This is a genomic window from Enterobacter sp. JBIWA005, assembly GCF_019968805.1.
Classification (GTDB): Bacteria; Pseudomonadota; Gammaproteobacteria; order Enterobacterales; family Enterobacteriaceae; genus Enterobacter; species Enterobacter vonholyi.
Map to the genome: position 1 here is coordinate 2,332,944 of NZ_CP074159.1, position 17,799 is coordinate 2,350,742.

The 17,799-nt window shown below is 56.0% G+C and carries 15 protein-coding genes; 3 read left to right on the plus strand and 12 right to left on the minus strand.

Annotated elements, in window-relative coordinates:
* Window positions 1-75 precede the first annotated feature (75 nt).
* Together KGP22_RS11065 and KGP22_RS11070 are read left to right on the plus strand one after the other, a co-directional pair.
* Window positions 76-363 carry a VF530 family protein gene (locus KGP22_RS11065; protein WP_032647326.1) on the plus strand — a complete coding sequence of 96 codons (288 nt, stop codon included), beginning with the start codon at window positions 76-78 and terminating at the stop codon, window positions 361-363.
* 7 nt (window positions 364-370) lie between these two features.
* Window positions 371-1,663 carry a glycoside hydrolase family 10 protein gene (locus KGP22_RS11070; RefSeq protein WP_223582341.1) on the plus strand — a complete coding sequence of 431 codons (1,293 nt, stop codon included), beginning with the start codon at window positions 371-373 and terminating at the stop codon, window positions 1,661-1,663.
* Between the two features lie 40 nt (window positions 1,664-1,703).
* Here KGP22_RS11070 and dsbG read toward each other — a convergent pair whose 3' ends face one another.
* The 6 genes from dsbG to KGP22_RS11100 all read right to left on the minus strand — a co-directional run bounded on the left by dsbG (window position 1,704) and on the right by KGP22_RS11100 (window position 6,637).
* Window positions 1,704-2,462, minus strand: a complete 759-nt coding sequence (gene dsbG, locus KGP22_RS11075) for a thiol:disulfide interchange protein DsbG (RefSeq protein WP_223582342.1) — start codon at window positions 2,460-2,462, stop codon at window positions 1,704-1,706.
* A 41-nt stretch (window positions 2,463-2,503) separates the two neighbouring features.
* Window positions 2,504-3,115 (minus strand): DsbA family protein, encoded by a 612-nt coding sequence (locus KGP22_RS11080; protein WP_111963592.1) that lies wholly within the window; start codon window positions 3,113-3,115, stop codon window positions 2,504-2,506.
* A 7-nt stretch (window positions 3,116-3,122) separates the two neighbouring features.
* Window positions 3,123-5,147 (minus strand): protein-disulfide reductase DsbD domain-containing protein, encoded by a 2,025-nt coding sequence (locus KGP22_RS11085; protein ID WP_223582343.1) that lies wholly within the window; start codon window positions 5,145-5,147, stop codon window positions 3,123-3,125.
* 48 nt (window positions 5,148-5,195) lie between these two features.
* On the minus strand, window positions 5,196-5,564 hold the full coding sequence (locus tag KGP22_RS11090) for a hypothetical protein (RefSeq protein WP_111963594.1): 369 nt from the start codon (window positions 5,562-5,564) through the stop codon (window positions 5,196-5,198).
* A gap of 87 nt (window positions 5,565-5,651) precedes the next feature.
* On the minus strand, window positions 5,652-6,212 hold the full coding sequence (locus KGP22_RS11095; RefSeq protein WP_223582430.1) for an RNA polymerase sigma factor: 561 nt from the start codon (window positions 6,210-6,212) through the stop codon (window positions 5,652-5,654).
* Window positions 6,213-6,217: 5 nt separating this feature from the next.
* On the minus strand, window positions 6,218-6,637 hold the full coding sequence (locus KGP22_RS11100) for a hypothetical protein (RefSeq protein WP_111963595.1): 420 nt from the start codon (window positions 6,635-6,637) through the stop codon (window positions 6,218-6,220).
* A gap of 376 nt (window positions 6,638-7,013) precedes the next feature.
* Here KGP22_RS11100 and KGP22_RS11105 point away from each other — a divergent pair, with 376 nt between their 5' ends.
* Window positions 7,014-9,464: a type I restriction enzyme HsdR N-terminal domain-containing protein gene (locus KGP22_RS11105; protein WP_223582348.1), complete on the plus strand. Its 2,451-nt coding sequence runs from the start codon at window positions 7,014-7,016 to the stop codon at window positions 9,462-9,464.
* 184 nt (window positions 9,465-9,648) lie between these two features.
* Here KGP22_RS11105 and KGP22_RS11110 read toward each other — a convergent pair whose 3' ends face one another.
* The 6 genes from KGP22_RS11110 to KGP22_RS11135 all read right to left on the minus strand — a co-directional run bounded on the left by KGP22_RS11110 (window position 9,649) and on the right by KGP22_RS11135 (window position 17,758).
* On the minus strand, window positions 9,649-11,199 hold the full coding sequence (locus KGP22_RS11110) for a methyl-accepting chemotaxis protein (protein WP_223582350.1): 1,551 nt from the start codon (window positions 11,197-11,199) through the stop codon (window positions 9,649-9,651).
* A gap of 98 nt (window positions 11,200-11,297) precedes the next feature.
* Complete coding sequence (locus KGP22_RS11115; protein ID WP_223582352.1) at window positions 11,298-12,305, minus strand: LacI family DNA-binding transcriptional regulator; 1,008 nt, start codon at window positions 12,303-12,305, stop codon at window positions 11,298-11,300.
* 28 nt (window positions 12,306-12,333) lie between these two features.
* On the minus strand, window positions 12,334-13,740 hold the full coding sequence (locus tag KGP22_RS11120; protein ID WP_223582354.1) for a sucrose-6-phosphate hydrolase: 1,407 nt from the start codon (window positions 13,738-13,740) through the stop codon (window positions 12,334-12,336).
* Window positions 13,740-15,110 carry a sucrose-specific PTS transporter subunit IIBC gene (locus KGP22_RS11125; RefSeq protein WP_223582356.1) on the minus strand — a complete coding sequence of 457 codons (1,371 nt, stop codon included), beginning with the start codon at window positions 15,108-15,110 and terminating at the stop codon, window positions 13,740-13,742. The genes KGP22_RS11120 and KGP22_RS11125 overlap by 1 nt, the downstream gene beginning before the upstream one ends.
* Before the next feature lie 66 nt (window positions 15,111-15,176).
* Entirely contained in the window at window positions 15,177-16,694 is a 1,518-nt protein-coding gene (locus KGP22_RS11130; RefSeq protein WP_223582358.1) for a carbohydrate porin, read from the minus strand.
* 173 nt (window positions 16,695-16,867) lie between these two features.
* Window positions 16,868-17,758, minus strand: coding sequence for an aminoimidazole riboside kinase (locus KGP22_RS11135; RefSeq protein WP_223578839.1), 891 nt, complete (start codon window positions 17,756-17,758; stop codon window positions 16,868-16,870).
* Window positions 17,759-17,799 lie beyond the last annotated feature (41 nt).

Here is a 17,799-nt window from a genome sequence, read left to right on the forward strand (position 1 = left end):
TGCCGCTTCCCCTGCTTTCTTGTACCCTTTCAGCGTTTATCCCAATCACCTAAAAATCGAGACATCCGGACGCCTATGACTGCACATATTTCCAAAGATCCTTTGCATGGCGTAACGCTGGAGATGATGGTCAACGCCCTGGTGGCGAAATATGGCTGGAGCGAATTGGGCGACCGAATCAAAATTAACTGTTTCAGAAAAGACCCCAGCGTTAAATCGAGCCTGAAATTTCTGCGCCGTACCCCGTGGGCGCGCGCGGAGGTTGAAGCCCTGTATCTGGACTCTCTCAACGATGAGGGAAATACAGAGCAGGCGGCGCCCGCATTTAATCCCTGGGCCAACAGCAGGATTATCAAGAGCTAATACGCAAATGACGCGACACGTAAAACGGATTGGTGCGCTGGCTGCCTGCGCACTTTTACTTGTAAGCTGCTCCTCAAAACCACCCAAATCACTGGTTACCCCTCTTCCCACCGTCAACAAACCGACGCCGCAGGCAAACGAGCCGATGCGCGGGATCTGGCTGGCGACCGTCTCGCGTCTCGACTGGCCGCCGGTGGCCTCGGTGAATGGCCGCAGCGCGGACCAGCGCATCGCGATGCAAAAGCAGGCGCTGATCGCAAAGCTCGACAACCTTAAGCAGCTCGGCATCAACACGGTATTTTTCCAGGTGAAGCCGGACAGCACGGCGCTCTGGTCATCTAAAATTTTACCTTGGTCAGATATGCTGACGGGCAACATCGGTGAGTATCCGGGATACGATCCGCTGCAGTTTATGCTTGATGAAGCGCACAGGCGCGGCATGAAGGTCCATGCCTGGTTTAATCCCTATCGCGTATCGACCAACACCAAACCGTCCACCATCGCCGCGCTAAACCGGACCGCCTATCAGACCCCGTCCAGCGTTTATGTCCAGCACCCGGAATGGGTCCGCATCTCGGGCGACCGCTTTGTGCTCGACCCGGGCATTCCCGACGTGCGGGACTGGATAACCAAAGTGGTGACCGAAGTGGTGGCGAACTACCCGGTAGACGGCGTGCAGTTTGATGATTACTTCTATGCCGAATCGCCGGGATCCGCGCTCAATGACGCGCAGAGCTGGCGGCAGTACGGCCAGGGGTTTGCCTCAAAAGCCGACTGGCGTAGACACAACACGCAGCAGCTGATCGTCCAGGTCTCCCGCGCGATCAAGCAGACAAAGCCCAACGTGGAGTTTGGCGTCAGCCCGGCGGGCGTGTGGCGTAACCGCTCCTTTGACCCGGCAGGCTCCGACACCCGCGGCGCCGCGGCCTATGATGAATCCTACGCCGATACGCGTCAGTGGGTGCAGCAGGGCCTGCTGGACTACATCGCGCCGCAGATTTACTGGCCCTTCTCCCGGGATGCCGCGCGCTACGACGTGCTGACCAGATGGTGGGCCGACGTCGTCAAGCCGACCCACACTCGCCTGTATATCGGCATTGCGTTCTATAAGGTGGGCGAGCCGTCGAAAAAAGAGCCGGACTGGACGGTTCAGGGCGGCGTGCCAGAGCTGAAAAAACAGCTCGATCTCAACGATTCGCTGCCCAACGTCAACGGCACCATCCTGTTCCGGGAAGATTACCTGAACCAGCCGCAGACGCAGCAGGCGGTAAACTACCTCCGCGGACGCTGGGGTAGTTGAGTGACCACCAGGCAGAAACGCCCCGTTTCTGCCTCGTCTTTTACGGCTTCGGCCCGAACATCGCCTCAAGCTGCTGGGCATCCGGCATACCCACCACCTGCTGCAGCTCGTTTTCCGCATTCAGATAATAAATGGCCGGCGTGGCGTTAGCGCCGAGGCTGTCCATCAGCGCCTGATGTTTCTCCAGGATCTCAACCGTTTCGCGAGAAGCGTCCCCTTCAGGCTTGGGCAGTTTTTTGCCGCCGGAAAGCTCGTATTCGCGCCAGGCCGCAACCGGATCTTTCGCATTCAGAATGGCGGCGGCGTTGCGTCCGCTGTTGGGGTTGAGGAACGCCACCAGCAGCGTATTGAGCTGCACCTTACCGGCCTTCACCCACGGCTGCGCCTCGGACCAGAACTGCTTGCAGTACGGACAGAACGGATCGGCAAACACAAAGACCTTACGCGGGGCGTTATCCGCCCCTTCCTTCAGGGGATGCGCCGCGTTGAGGTTTTTCCACATCTCGCGTCCCATCGGGGCGTAGATCTCTTTCTGGAAGTAGCCCTCGCTGAGGTTCTTCCCTTTGTCATCATAAAGATAGCCTGAGATCACGTGCTTGCCGTCCGGCGTGAGAAAGAGCGTCACGCCCATATCCTGATACTGCCCGAGCCAGGCTGGCGCTCCGCCCGGCGCATCCAGCTTCCTGATGATTTTGATCTGCTGCTGCTCGCTGAACTGCTTCACCACGTCCGGTATGGCTTCAGCCGCCTGTACCAGCCCTGACGTCGCCAGCGCCGAAAGTAACAGTAATTTTTTCATTTCCCTCTCCGGTTTATCGGGGGCATTTCGCCCCCTTCAGGTTAGCGGTTTTTCAGTGCTTCACTGACCATTTCGTCGAACTGTTCGAACGGCACCCAGCCGGGAAGCAGCCCCTCGCCGATAAGCGTGGCGGGCGTGCCCTGAATCCCCATTTTTTCCGCCACAATGAGGCTGCGCCTGATCGTCAGAAAACTCTCCTCATCCGGCGTCGTCACGCTCACGCCCGCCCGCTTTTGCGCCTCCTGAATGCTGGCGTCATCGTGGTACCCCTTTTTCGCCATCAGGGTGTGGTTCAGCTTCATAAACTGCTCAGGATGCGCACGCCAGACGGTTAACGCGTCTCGTGCGGCGGTCAGCGAACTTTCCGAGCGGAAAGGTAAAAACTTAAAGACCACCGCCACGTCCGGGTGTTTTTCGACAATCTTCTCCAGGTACGGATCGAATTTTTTACAGTACGGGCAGTTGTAGTCGGTAAACACCACCAGGGTGAGCTTTGGGTTTTTCGCACCGATGCGCGGGGAGTTCGGATCGTTAAACAGGAAATCAGCGATCGTCTTTTGCGCACGCTGCTCCTGGTCCGGCGTCAGCGGCTGCGCGGCGAATACCTGAAGCGGGGCCAGCAGGAGCAGCAGCGTAATAAAGAGTTTTTTCATGACACAGTTAGCCTTTTGCGTTGTTCAGGGTGGTGACCAGGGTGCGCTTGTCCAGCAGCGGCGAGAAGATCTCGCCATCAGGCTGGCCGGGGCCATACACCGCGTTAAACGGAATGGCGTAGCGGTTTCGCTTCGCCAGAAAATCCGCGATAAACGCGGACGGCTGGCTCCAGTCTCCGCGCAGGGCCACCACGTCCGGCTGGCGCAGCGCGGCAATCACGTCCGGCTGGCTGAGCACCCGATGCTCGTTAACTTTGCAGGTCACGCACCAGTCCGCGGAAATATCCACAAACACCCGTTTCCCCTGCGCCAGCGCGTTCTCGATAGCCTTTTCACTGAGCGGCTGCCACGGGATAGTCTGCGCAACGTTTTGTGCCGGAGCGTCAGGCCCCGCGTTAAGCAGACCGCGCACCTGATACCCGCCGAACGCCGACAGCGCGATGACCACCAGCCAGAACAGCGGCGAAGATTTTTGCCCCTTTAGCGCAAACAGCACCAGCGCGACGGCAGTCAGCCCCAGCATCACGATCTGGCTGACCGCCTCGCCCAGATGCACGCTCAACAGCGTCGCCAGCCAGAGGCTGGAGGCCAGCATCATCAGGCCCAGGATCGTTTTGAGCGTGTTCATCCAGCGGCCGGGTTTTGGCAGCAGCATGGCCGTTTTCGGCACCAGGGCAACGAACAGCCACGGCAGACTCATGCCCACGCCGAGCATCAGGAAGATCAGCCACAGGGCGTGCAGCGGCGCGCCAAGGGCAAAAGCAACCGCCGTACCGAGGAACGGCGCGGAGCACGGCGTCGCCAGCAGCGTGGCGAACATCCCTTCGCAGAAGCTGCCGCCAATCCCCGATCCCCCTGCCGTCGCCAGCCGTCCTGCGGCGGCAGAAGGCAGCAGCATCTCAAACGCCCCAAACAGGTTCAGCGCAAACAGGAAGGTCACGGCAACCATCAGGCCGATAAACCACGGGTTCTGGAACTGAATGCCCCACCCCAGCGACGCTCCGGCCAGCTTCAGCGCGGTGACCATCCCGGCCAGCAGCATAAAGGAGGTGAGGATCCCGGCGCTGGTGGCGAAGAAGCGTAGCCGGATGGTACGCCTGTCCGATCCCGCCTGAAGGATGCTGTTAAGCTTCATGCCCATCACCGGCAGCACGCAGGGCATCAGGTTCAGGATCAGCCCGCCCAGCAGCGCAAAGAGCACCATTTTTCCCGTCCCGCCCGGCGCGGAGGTCTCTTCGGGCGTTGTCCCAACGGTCATGGTGGTTTGCTGCGCCCGATCGCCGTTGGTCAGCACAAACGACAGCCTTTTGCCTGCCAGCGAGGCGGGTTTGTCTCCCCATTCGTCGGTCACGGGTACCGTCACCCGAAGCGCAGTGCCGTCATGTTTAATAACCGGCTCGCCGGGCAGAATATCGCCCTCCAGCGGATCAAAGTAGATCCCCGGATTGTCCCATTTCCCATCCGTGGTGCCGGTAATCACCAGCTTGTCGCCAGAGAGCCAGGCGGAGAGATCCGTGGATACGCCAGACGTGCCCGGAACGGCGCGCATCGCTTGCTCGAAGTCGCTGCGGAAGCCCTCATCCACCGGCTGGGTAAAATCGAGATGCAGCGGGTAGTCCGTCAGCAGGCAGACGTTGCTGCACGTAGAGAGCGTCAGCGTCCCGTCGAGCGCGTCGCCCTTCACCCCGTCGAGAACGATCGGGATAGTGACCTTATCGTGATAGCCCTGCGTCGTCATGCCGGAGATATCGAAACGCGACGGAACCGGCCAGGACCAGCTGTCCGTTATGCCGTCCGTCCAGCTGATTTTCGGCGCCACGCCGCCCTCGCCCGGCGATCGCCAGTAGGTTTTCCAGCCGGGCTTTAGCTCAACGGTGAGCAGACCCTTAATGTGCGTTTGTTCCCTCTCCGCCTGAAAGCGGATGCGGGCGTGATCGTTTTGTGGGGAGACCAGCCAGCCGGTGTCCGCCGCATGGGCAATGCCGATGCAGGACAGCCACAGGAAGACGAATCCCCTGAAGAGGTTAACCATGTTGTACTCCGTGAACAGTGAAAAATTATCGTGTGGTGACGATGTTTTTCATTCACGGAAAACGCAGTTTTTCAGGTGTATTCGGGGAGGCGGTGCCTGAACGGACTGTTGCGCAGGAGCCATTGCCCGCCCTTGCGTAAACAGCTGCAGTAGCGCGAAGAAGATAATAATGGCCGGCAGCGCGCCGTCGAAAAACAGCGGCTGGGCGCAGAGAAGCGAGTGCGCGCCTAGCTGACAGGGCGATGGCCCGGACTGCTCGGTGCTGGTTTGCGTTGGGGCATCTGCACTCAGTGAAATCTGCGGTTCCAGTCCCTGTAAAAAATGGTTGAGCATCACCGCACGCTGCACGAGGCAAAGCGCCATCGCAAGACAGGTGATAATCAAAAGCCATTTTCCGAGGAGCTGACGGTTGCGCATAACATTCCAGAGTGACAAGACGCCCCGATCATAAACGATAGTGATGAATCTACAAGTGCCGGAAGTGTAAGGTTTTGTCTGTCGCCGCTATTCGCCCGTCAGCGCGTCATAGACGTCCCGCAGCCGCGTGCGCAGAAATAGCACCGCCTTGTGCTTGCGGGATAACAGCGCCTGTTCGCTGGCGCCGGTCTCCTCTGCCAGCATTTTGATGCTGTAGCCGTGGAGCTCGGTCTTTTCAAATACCTCCCGCTGCGGCGGAGGAAGTTCAGACAGCGCCTGCCCCAGCTCTTCCCACAGCAGCGTCTTGAGGTACTCCTCTTCCGGCGTGTGCGGTACGCCGAACAGGGTTTCGGCCAGCTCGTCTTCCGGAAAACCGTCGTCGTCTTCGCCCGTAAAATAGCCGGAGAGCGACACCTCGCGCTTTTTACGCGCCCGGTCGGTCATCTCGTTACGCGCCGCGCGGAACAGCCAGGCGGCGACGTTTTCGACCGGCTGCTCCACTTTCATCAGCTGATACGTCACTTCCTGCAAAATGTCGTCGGCATCATCGCGCACGGAGGTCCGTCCGCGAATGAAGGCTTTCAGCCGGGCGCGGCAGGCATTGAGCGCCGACATCAGCATGGATCCGCCCGTCTCCCCGGCTTTCATCTCGCTCACTCTGCATCCGGCGCTTTTGGCGTGGCTTCATCGCGCTTATCGTCACGATGACCGTGCCAGCCGCAGTGCCCGCGACCGTGGCGACCAAACCCTTCGCGACGCTGCTGAATAAACGCCTCGCGCTGTTCGGGCGTCATGTTCATCCAGCGCTCGTGCATCCGGCGGTGCGCGCCAAACATCCCGGGGCGGAAACCTAAGCCGCCAAACAGAATGCGGCTCAGCACCAGAATGCCCAGCGCCTGCCAGAATCCGATGGCCTTCACGCCGAGGATGGCCGGGAGCAAGGCGTTCCACAGGGACATCACCAGCAGGCCGAGCACGATGAAAATCACCGCGCCGATGACTAAGCCTTTACCCATACGGTGGCGACCGAATCCGCGCCCGTGACCTCTACCGTGCATTTCAAAATCTCTCATGGTGTTTACCTCGTTTACAGTAACTGATTATGGTGTGTGATGAGGTAGACGGATGAGGGAGGGAAATATTGCTGGGGTGAATGTAAAATTTTCCGAATGTTACGAAATTTACGTGACGTACAAATTGTAGAACCTTGCAAAACCCGTGCAAGAAGATGGGGTCTTGTCGATGGGACCTGTTCCTTGATTTCTTCCAAAATATCATGTTCTATGACTAATGACCTTAGTCGCAAGGATTAACGCAAGTGCAAGGATTCATGCGAGTTAATGCGCTAGGATACCACTATGCAAGAAGGACGGTCAGTCCACTTTTTTTTCAAATCACAGTGATTTAGTATCGATCGTATGTTCAATGCTGCAGCAGATAAGGAATGTTATGAGCAATGCAATTGAAGATATCATAATGATATCAAGAAGACTTGATCTAGCCGATGCAAATGAAGCTGAAACACGACTCAAGGTCATCGATAAAATTCTTTTTGACGTTCTAAAATGGGAATTAGACGATGTTACTGTTGAGGAAAGAGTAAGTGAGGATGGGACTACCACATATTCAGATTATGTAGTAAGAACGGCAAGTACAGCATTCATAATAGAAGCAAAAAAAATCGGTGTGCCTTTTGCTACTCAGCAATATGACAGAAGATTGAAGTTATCAAATAACGCTCTTATTGGTCCGTTCGGCGATGCTATAGTTCAAGCAAGGGATTACTGCAGAAAACTAAGTATACAATTCGCAGTAGTAACCAATGGTGTACAATGGATAATTTTCCCAGCAAATAGAACCGATCAAGTTGCGTTTAACTCTTCCTACGCCAGAGTTTTCAATAGTTTGCAAAGTGCACTAAGGGACGACTTCACCGAGTTCTATGATCTACTATCTCGAAAAGCAGTTATAAACTCAAGTTTAGAATTGTATCTTTTAGGCAACATTGAAGATCAAATTGAAGAAAGAAGATTAAAAAATGTCATTAGAAAAAATAACACTTATGATGGGCGAAACCCTATCTATCCTTTAATTGAACAAGCTATAACAACAGCTTTTTCTGACTCTATTACCGATATTGAACCTTCTCTCTTCGAAAAATGTTATGTCAATTCACCTGATCGTATGAAATTCGACAGAAGAATTAACATGAACATATCTAAAAGCCAGCATCTTTTTAATACACAGCCGGTAAGGCCGATGCAAAAAAGAGATGCAAATGTTTTCAGAGATGCTTTATCTAAAGCTCATAAGAACTCTAACCCTTTAGCAATTGTCATTCTTGGAACTGTTGGCGCAGGAAAGACAACTTTTTTACACTATACAAGAAACATTTCTGCTGCAGCTGTATTTGAAAAGAAAAACGGGAGCCCATATCCTCATTGGATAAGAGTTGATTTTCTTGCTCATACAAACGATGAAACTTCTATAGATTTCATCTACAAAACGATGAAAGAATACATTATTGAAGACCCATATTTTTCTGATTTTAAATTATGTGTAGAGCATGCTTATAAAAAAGAAATCGATGCAATTAAAAAAGGACCAGCCTTCTTAATAGCCAATGATAAAGAGGCAATAGACAAAGTAATTACTGATAAATTACAAGAGGATTACAACAAAACAAAACCTTACATTGATAATTTATTTTCCTACGCAACACAGCACGCACCTGTATTTTTAGTTGTTGATAATGTCGACCAATTAGATCAAAAAACTCAATCGCAAATATTCACTGATTGCGTCGCGTTTTCAAAAAGACTGAAAATAAATTTAGTTATTTCTTTAAGAAATTCAACATATGTTGAACATCGAAACTCTGCTGCATTCAATGCTTATGATTTTGATCCTATTTTAATCGAACCACCACAGGTTGAGGCTGTTTTATCTAAAAGATTCTTCTTGGCTAAAAATATGGCTCAAGGTCAAAGCGGAGATTTTGAAGCGGAAAACGGCATGAGAGTCCATGTAAGTAATAATGCAGATATAATTTCTCTTGTTCAAAGTTCTGTTTTAGGTACAGAAGTTGGAAGTTTACTCGAAGTGCTTGCTGCAGGTGATATTCGTAATGCTTTAAGGATGACACGAGAATTTCTTGAACATGGTTACACTAACGTCGGTAAAGCATGGCAAACCTACAAAAGCACAGGAAATTATGTGCTACCACGGCACGAAGCTCTTAGAGCTATACTCCTAGGGAATCAAGCATTATATTCTGAAGACTATTCCCTTGTAGGTAATCCTTTTGATGCCAGAAAAGGTAAAACCAACTTACAATTATTAAGATTATTCATACTCTCAGCGCTTGTTCAATATAGCAGTGAAGCTTCATTCCAATACATTGATGGTTCTGAGATGAAAAAACATTTAAGAAGCGTAGGTATTGGTGACGACATATCAATCGCAGTTTTAAAGGATCTGTGTAGGCTGCGATTTGTAAACACGGCTTCACACGATGAAGCTGCATTCAGTTCCAGTTTCTATCCAACACGACTAGGCGGATATATTACCAGAGACCTCATCTCTAATTTCATGTTCGTAGAATCTCTAATGGTTGACACATTTATTGCAGATGATGCAAGCTGGGAAGAATTAAAAAGGCTTGAAAGGGCCATAGCTAACAGCTCAAGTGATGTTGTGAATCGTATAAAATTAAGAATTGAGAGAGCAACACTTTTCTTTGATTATATGGTAAAGCTGTATTCTCCCTTACAAGAAGAAGCAAACAGGCGCGCTTTGCCAAAAGAATGGCGAGTTAATCCACTGACAGCAGTAAGAAGTACATTTATAGAGAATTTAAATAAAGCATTAGCCTCGGCAGAAAGAAATTACGGGCGTTAAGAAAAAGGCCACACTTTCGCGTGGCTCATAGTAATTTAAATGGAGCAAGTCATACAAAAATTATTCATATGAATGCTAGTAGTAAAAAGTAAGCCTTATCTGACACATCTTCCCTGTTACATCCACCACAAAAAAAGGCCCCCTGAGGGGCCTTACACCATCTATCAAGCCTGTACCGGATTTATCAAGCCTGCACCGGCAACCTAAAACTCGAAATACTCCGTGAAAGCTGCTGCGCCTGCTCTTCCAGCGAGGCTGCTGCGGCGGCGGACTGCTGCACCAGCGCGGCGTTCTGCTGGGTCACGCCGTCCATTTCGGTCACCGCCTGCCCGACCTGGCCGATCCCGCGGCTCTGCTCTTCAGATGCGACGGAGATCTGCTCCATCAGCGTATTCACTTTATTCACCGACGTAATGATCGAGTCAATCACCTCGCCCGAGCGGCTCACCAGCTCCGCACCGTTTTTCACGCTGGATACCGACTGCGCGATCAGGCTTTCAATATCTTTCGCCGCCACCGCGCTTTTCTGCGCCAGAGTGCGCACTTCGCTGGCCACGACCGCAAAGCCGCGACCCTGGGTACCGGCGCGCGCCGCTTCAACCGCCGCGTTCAGCGCCAGGATGTTGGTCTGGAAGGCGATGCTGTTAATCACGCTGGTGATGTCTTCAATGCGCTTCGAGTTCGCCGCGATGGTATTCATCGTGTCGATGACTTCACGAGTCACCGCTTCACCGGTGTGGGCATTTTTCACCGCGTCCTGCACCAGTTTACCGGCCTGATAAACGTTGTCGGTATTGTTCGCCACCGTCGCGCTCAGCTCTTCCATGCTCGCTGCCGTCTGGGTCAACGCGGAAGCCTGCTGTTCGGTGCGTGACGCCAGGTCGATATTCCCGGAGGCAATCTCCTGCGCTGCGTGCGTTACGGTATGGCTCGCATCGCGCACCTGGGCGATGGTCGCCAGCAGCGCCTGACGCATCTGCTCCATCGAGCCCATCAGATGGTCGATTTCGTTGCTTGTACTCCCCTTCACCGGCACCGGAATGTCCAGCTTGCCAGCCGCAATCTGGCTGCAGTGCTCGCGCGCCAGGTTGATCGGCGCAAAGACAAAGCGCTTCATCAGCAGGCTGACGGCGATAATCACCACCACAAACAGGCTGGCGATAGCGGCAACGATCGCCAGGCCAGAGACGAAGTTACTGCTCGCATCTTCGTTCAGGCTTTTGGCGTATTTCTGGTGGACGGAAAGCACCTGGTCGAGAACGATCTCGTACTGGCGGTCAAGGCGGGAGACTTCCGGGATCAGCGCGTTGAATTCAGCCACATCGTGCGCCTCGGCGGCGTCGATCAGCGGCGCCAGCCCCTGGTTGCGGTAGTTTTGCCAGCCGTCCTGATAGGCTGTCACCAGCGGCGCTTCATCCGGCAGACGCGGCGACGCCATAAAGGCCGCAAAGGCTTGGTCCGCTTTGGTCAGCGCCTCTTTCACGGCGGCAAGCTTGGCAGCCTCGTCGGCAGTATTACCCGCTTCCACCATCTTCACATACTCCATAACCCTCACGCGTAGCGTACGGCTGTGGTTGATGGGGTCAATAATGGACAGCACAACCTGGATCTCTTTGTTGACGTTATCCAGCGAATTATTACTTTTAATGATGAGGCCAACGCTAGTGACGGTGCTGACAACAAAGAAGAAAAGCAGTGAGAACAGGACAATCAGGGACGACTTTTTCAACGACATAAACCAATACCTCAAGGAGAATTATTCCTTATGGTTATCGGCGCTTCCAAAACTTAAATTAATTAAAGTTATTGATGTATCGGTCCGGGCTATATTGCTCACTTATAGCGCCGCTGCAGGGTGGCAGACAGCTTGCGTTGCAACGGTTCCGGGTTCTCCCCCTCGATCAGTTTGCTAATCAAATCAAAGCAGTGCCACGCCAGCTGTCGGTTATCCTGGCGGATGGTATCCACCGGGATCGTCAGCGAATCGTAGAGATAGTGATCGTCAAAACTGGCTAACCTGATATCGCTTTGCAGCAGGTTATGCTGGCCCATATAGCGCAGCACCCCTTCCAGCAGCCCGCAGGCGGCGGCGAACAGCGCTTTCGGCGGACGCCCCAGGCGGGCGCAGAGTTCAGCAAACATCTCGTACCCGGAGCTCGGGTGATAGTTGCCGTGAATGATCCACTCGGGGCGCAGTTCCACGCCGGCCTCACGCAGCCCTTGCTTAAACCCTTCCAGGCGGTCGCGCGTCGGAGAAAGGCGCGGCTGGCCGCCGAGGAAGTAGAATTCATCCGGATGCTGGCGCGCAATGTCCGCCACCAGTTCGGTCGTCGGGGTGATGGAATCGGTGATCACCAGCGGCAGCGCGCTGTCGTTGATGTGGCGGTCAAACAGAACCACCGGCAGCTGCTCGCTCAGCTTATGGTAGTCCGCGTCGTTGAGCATGCTGGAGGCCACAATCAGCCCGTCCACCTGACGCGCCACCATGTTGTTCACCACCACCGTCTCCTGCCCCGGGTTTTCATCGCTGCAGGAGATCAGCAGCTGCACGCCTGCCTCGCGGCACAGCGTTTCCAGCTCGTGAGAAAAGACGGCAAAACCGTAGTTGGTGATCTCCGGGACCACCAGACCAATGGTGTGGCTGCGGTTATCGCGCAGCGACCGGGCGTGAATGCTGGGCTGATAGTGGTGCTCTTTTGCAATTGCCAGCACGCGCTCGCGCGTCTCTTCCGCCACGCGAAGCTCTTTGCTGCGGCCGTTCAGGACCAGGCTGGCGGTGGCTTTTGACACCCCCGCCAGCTCCGCGATGTCTTTAATGGTGACGCGTTTTGTTTTTCTCACAACGACTTAGATCCGGCTGCCAAAACCCTCATTCTATCATGCAGGCGCGCAGCGACCAGTAGCGTAATGTGATATCGGACGCACCTTCGAATCGCACCCGAGCCGGATGGTCAGGAAAATAGCGGCTGCTCATCACCCCTTCGCCGTGGTTAATGAAAATTTCAACGCTGGAGCGGTCGCACAGGACGCGCAAATGACGGACGTCGCCCTGCCAGTAGCGGGCCAATGTTTCACCGGTTTTCAGGCTCGCGCGCTCCAGGCGCACGCCCTGCTCATCGAGCGTGAGGCGCAGCGCGCCGCCAAAATCGACGCTCACGTGCGCGGCGCCCAGCTCAAACTCCAGGCGCGTCGCGTCCAGTTCGGGCGCGTCGCTGGCGCGCCCCTGCCAGTGCTGCTCATCTTCACGCAGCGCCGCCAGCTCGCGCGCCGGGGTCTGCCAGAGCCTGCCGTCGCGGAAGCGCAATTCTCGCGGGCAGGTCATCTGGTGCATCCAGCCGTGCGCCCGCGTGGGCTGAAGCATCTCTTCCCCGTCCGGTACGCCCATCCAGCCAATCAGGATGCGGCGTCCATCTTCCGCCAGCGTGGTTTGCGGGGCGTAGAATTCAAAGCCCGCGTCAAGCTCGTGCAGCTCGCCGTGATAGAATGCGGCGCTGGCGTAATCAAACGCCCCGCTCATCCAGGTAGCCGGATAGGTATTGAGGTAGCGATGCGGCTCGCGCGCCAGCCCCTGCGGGCAGCAGATCAGGACGTGCGTCCCGTCGAGGGCGAACAGGTCCGGACACTCCCACATATAACCCGCGTCCGTCAGACCGTTAACCCCGTGACCGGCGATCTCCCCGCAGGATGTCCAGGCGTGCAAATCGGCTGATTTAAACAGCAGCACCTTGCCGCGCTTCTGCACATCCTGCGCGCCGAGCACCATGTACCACATCCCCTCGTGCTGCCACACCTTCGGGTCGCGCACGTGGCCGGTGTAGCCTTCCGGCAGCGCCAGCACCGGCCCCAGCTTCGTAAAGGTCCCGTCCGGCTGCTCCACGGCCAGGCACTGCCAGGCGGTGCGGCTGCCGTCATCGAACTTGACGTTGCCGGTGTAGCACAGGGTCAGTACGCCCTGGTTATCGACGGCGCTACCGGAGTAGCAACCGTTGCGGTCATACGCCTCGTCGGGCATCAGCGCCAGCGGCTCATGCTGCCAGTGCACCAGGTCCGCCGAACTCCAGTGCCCCCAGCACTTAAAGCGGTGCTCGCAGTCCAGCGGGTTCCACTGATAGAACAGGTGATAGCGGCCAGCGAACCAGATAAACCCGTTCGGGTCGTTCATCAGCCCCGTCACCGGCGCGGCGTGCCATTGCGGATAATGGCTGTCCGCCAGCGCCCGCGGCTGACCTGTCATAACGGCCTGCAGGATCGCAGGCCAGCGGGAAGGTAACGTCATTATTCAGAATCCGTTTTATATTTCAGCAGCAGTGAGACGGTAAACGCCACGCCGAAGGCAATCACCATGCCGATAATATAGTTCAGCAGCGAGCTGGCCTGCACGATGGCCATCCCCGGAATCGCGGTCAGCCCGACAGCGGTCATGTACACGTGCACGGAGACCACCCAGGCCCCGCCCACCGCACCGCCAATCAGCGCGGCGATAAACGGCTTAACGAAGCGCATGTTGATACCAAAAATGGCCGCTTCGGTGATGCCCAGCATTGCAGAGAACGCCGACGGCAGGGTAATGGCTTTGATTTTGGCATCTTTGGTTTTGAACCACACCGCCAGACAGGCGCCACCCTGCGCCACGTTCGCCATGGCCCAGATCGGCAGCAGGAAGTTAACGCCAATCGACGGATTCCCCAGCAGCCCGGCTTCAATCGCGTGGAAGCTGTGGTGAATACCGGTGATCACAATTACCGAGTAAAGTCCGCCGAACAGCAGCCCGGCGAGCCAGCCCGCATGGGCGATCAGCGTGCTCAGAATAAAGGAGATACCGTCCCCCAGAGCGCGCCCCGCCGGGCCGATAATCAGCAACGCGATAAAGCCGGAAATAACCACGGTGAGGAACGGCGTCAGGATCAGGTCTAACGCATCCGGGATCGCGCGGCGCAGGTTTTTCTCGACGATGCTCATGAACCAGACGGCCAGCAGCACCGGGAATACCGTGCCCTGATAGCCAATCATCGCGATCTCAAGGCCGAAGAAGTTCATGGTGTGGAAGCCCGACGCCACGCCCCAGGCGTTGGTCAGCGCCGGGTGGGTCAGAATCCCGCCCAGCGTCGCGCCGAGGTACGGGTTACCGCCAAATTCGCGCGCGGCGGTAAAGCCAATCAGAATAGGCAGAATGATGAACGCCGCCGAGCTGCACATGTCCAGCATGATGTAGAGGGCGTTATCCGCATTGACCCAGCCGTAGGTTTTCACCATGCCGAGAAGGCCCATCAGCAGACCGGACGCCACAATCGCGGGGATGATTGGCACAAAGATGTTGGAGAGCAGACGGGCAATGCGCTGGAACGGGTTCAGCTTGCGCGCCGCCAGATCCGCGGCTTCCGACTTGCTGGACTCACTTATCCCGGCCGCCTGAATAAACGCGGCGTAAACCTTGTTGACCACCCCCGTACCAAAAATCACCTGCATCTGCCCGGCGTTACGGAAGCAGCCTTTTACGCCGTCGACCTTGCCGATGGCCTGCTGATCCGCCAGCGCGTCATCGACCAGCACCAGACGAAGACGCGTTGCGCAGTGCGCCGCGCTGGCGATATTTTCCTTGCCACCGAGCAGCGGGATAAGCTCGCGGGCGATTTGATTAAAATCCATAGATACCTCTGCCTGACTTCTTTTTATGATGTACGAAACGCTCCCGCCAGGCGGGAGCGTGATGGGTTAAAACCAGGTTTCCATCTGGACCCCAAAGTTCCATTCCCCGCCGGCGTTGAAGCCGCTGCTGCCAAAGGCATCATCGCTGGCGTAATGATCCAGTTTGCTGCTCCAGTCCATCCAGGTGGCAAACAGGCGCAGCTCAGGACGGCTGAAGAAATCGCCGATTTTGCTCGCTTTTAAGGTTGGCGCAAAGGTCAGCTTGTAGAAACTGCCGTTGACGGCGTTGCGATCCTTATAGCCTTCCGGATTTAAATCCATGTACTGATAGCTTCCCTCAAACGCCAGCGCGAAATTCTGGGTGACCTCTTTGATCAGGCGGGTATTGAGCGTTACCCACTCATAGCTATCGCCCTTGACGTAGCGATCTTTACTGCTCTGTGCCAGAACGGCGGGCGCAACGCTCCAGCCACCGCCGATCGGCGTGACACCGTAACTTGCGAAGCGCCAGGTATCCGCCTCAGACAGCAACGCGCCGTCGGAGCCGATGCTTTTGACTTCCGCCCCCAGCCCGTGACCATACAGCAGCGCCGTTTTGGCAGTCCCTTCGCGCAGGCCGTAGAAGCTGTCATTATGCAAGCCGACCAGGGCATGAACGCCGTGATTGGCGGCATCCGTTTTAATCAGATCGCCGTTAGTGTCTTTACGGTCGTCGTTATCCTTCGCCCGCAGGCCGCTCACCATCAGCTGGAACGGGCCGGCGAAGTGGTTCATGCTGAGAATATAGTTTTGAACGTTGTTGTCGGTCTGCTCCACGCTGCCGAAGTTGCGGCCGTAAATGGAGAAGTTGCTGCGCAGCGAATCGTTCCATTTCACGTCGTAGACGCCGCCGCCGGTACCGGCCAGGAACACCACGTCGGAGTCCAGCCAGTGAATGTCAAAGTTGTCCCGGTCGAAGCGTTTACCCGCCCAGAAGGTGCTGCCCTTCAGCGCGCCGGTAAAATCAGGCAGATTGCCCAGCTCTGCGAAGGCCTGGCGAATATTGAGGTCGCTGGTATCGGCTGACCAGTCGTTATAGGTTCTCTGACCGTCGGCCAGCATCGCCTTGAAGCGCGTGGTCGCCCCGTTGTCCAGGGTTTGCTTGTGCTCCAGGTTCAGCTCGACGTAGGTGTCGGCTTCGTTCCCCAGACGCCCTACCGCGCCGCCGGTTTCTCCGGCCGGGGTCAGATAAGGGCCGCTTTTGCTGCTGGAGGCCGCATCGTTCATCAGCAGGCCCGAGCGGGCGTAGCCGTGGAACTCAAACCCGCCGGTCTGATCCGCCTTCTTCTCCAGCGCGGTAGTGCGCTGCGCTACCGCCTGAGTTGTCGTTTGCGTCTGCTGCTGCGCGGCAACCAGCTGTTGCGTTTTTTGTTCTGCATCGTCGGCGCGTTTTTCAGCCACCTGCGCACGCGTTTCCGCCGCCTGGAGGCGCTGCTCCATCGCGGCAAGACGCGCTTCGATACTTGTCATATCCGTTTGGGCAAAAACAGAGGTACTTCCGGCCAGCATGCCTATCATCACGGCAAGTCTGCGTTTTTTATACATTTTGTCGCATCCCTAAAAGAAGTCATTAAACGTGCTAAATTGCTAAACCGGTTTAGGTTGCTGATACTAAACCTGTGAATTTTGGATCGGCAATCTTTTTTGCTAAACCGTTTTAGTAAGTGTGATCGAGGCGACAATTCAGGCCGCCGGATGGCGGCCAGTGAAGGGAGGAATTACAGTTCGTGCTGCCACGGCAAGGCGGTCATCGCCCCTTTGGCCGTGGTGGCCAGCGCGCCGCAGCGCTGGGCTAAGGCGATGACCGGCGTCAGGTCCTGCCCGGCAGCCAGCCCGTAGAGCAGTCCCGCTACGAAGGCATCGCCCGCGCCGGTGGTATCGACACACTCAACGGGCGTTGCCGGATAGTGCTCCACGGCGCCGTCATGCCAGGCGATGACGCCCTCTTTACCCTGAGTGACCAGCACCAGACGCGCCGGGCAGCGCTGCATCAGCACCTCCAGACCAACGTTGACCTCCGCGCTGCCGGTGAAAAAGGCCAGCTCTTCTACCGAAAGTTTCACCACGTCGGCGCTTTGCAGGGCCTGCTCCAGGCAGCCATGCAGTGCGTTCTCATCCGGCCAGAGGTCCGGGCGAATATTGGGGTCGAAGCTGACGTAACCGCCCGCTTCACGGATGGCGGCCATCGCCTCAAATGTCGCCGTACGGCTCGGCTCTGCGCTTAGCGCGATGGAGCAGACGTGCAGCCACTCTCCGGCGCTAAACGGTGGCAGATCGGCGGGTTCCAGAAACAGATCGGCGCTCGGGCGCACCATGAACGTAAACGAGCGCTCGCCATGGTCGTCCAGATCGACCACTACCGTTGAGGTGCGGTGCGCCGGGTCAAGGCGCATCCACGTCACGTCAACCCGCTCGTCAGCGAGCGTTTTCGCCATAAAGCTCCCGAAAGGATCGTCGCCAACCCTGCCGATAAAGGCGCTCTGGCCGCCGAGCCGGGCAATTCCGACCGCAACGTTTGCCGGTGCGCCGCCGGGACACTGCAACAATCTGCCTTCTCCATCGGGCAGCAAATCCACTACCGCATCGCCAAGTACCCAGATTTTCTTCATGTGATCCTCTTAGCTAAACTATGTTAAACCGTTTTAGCTAT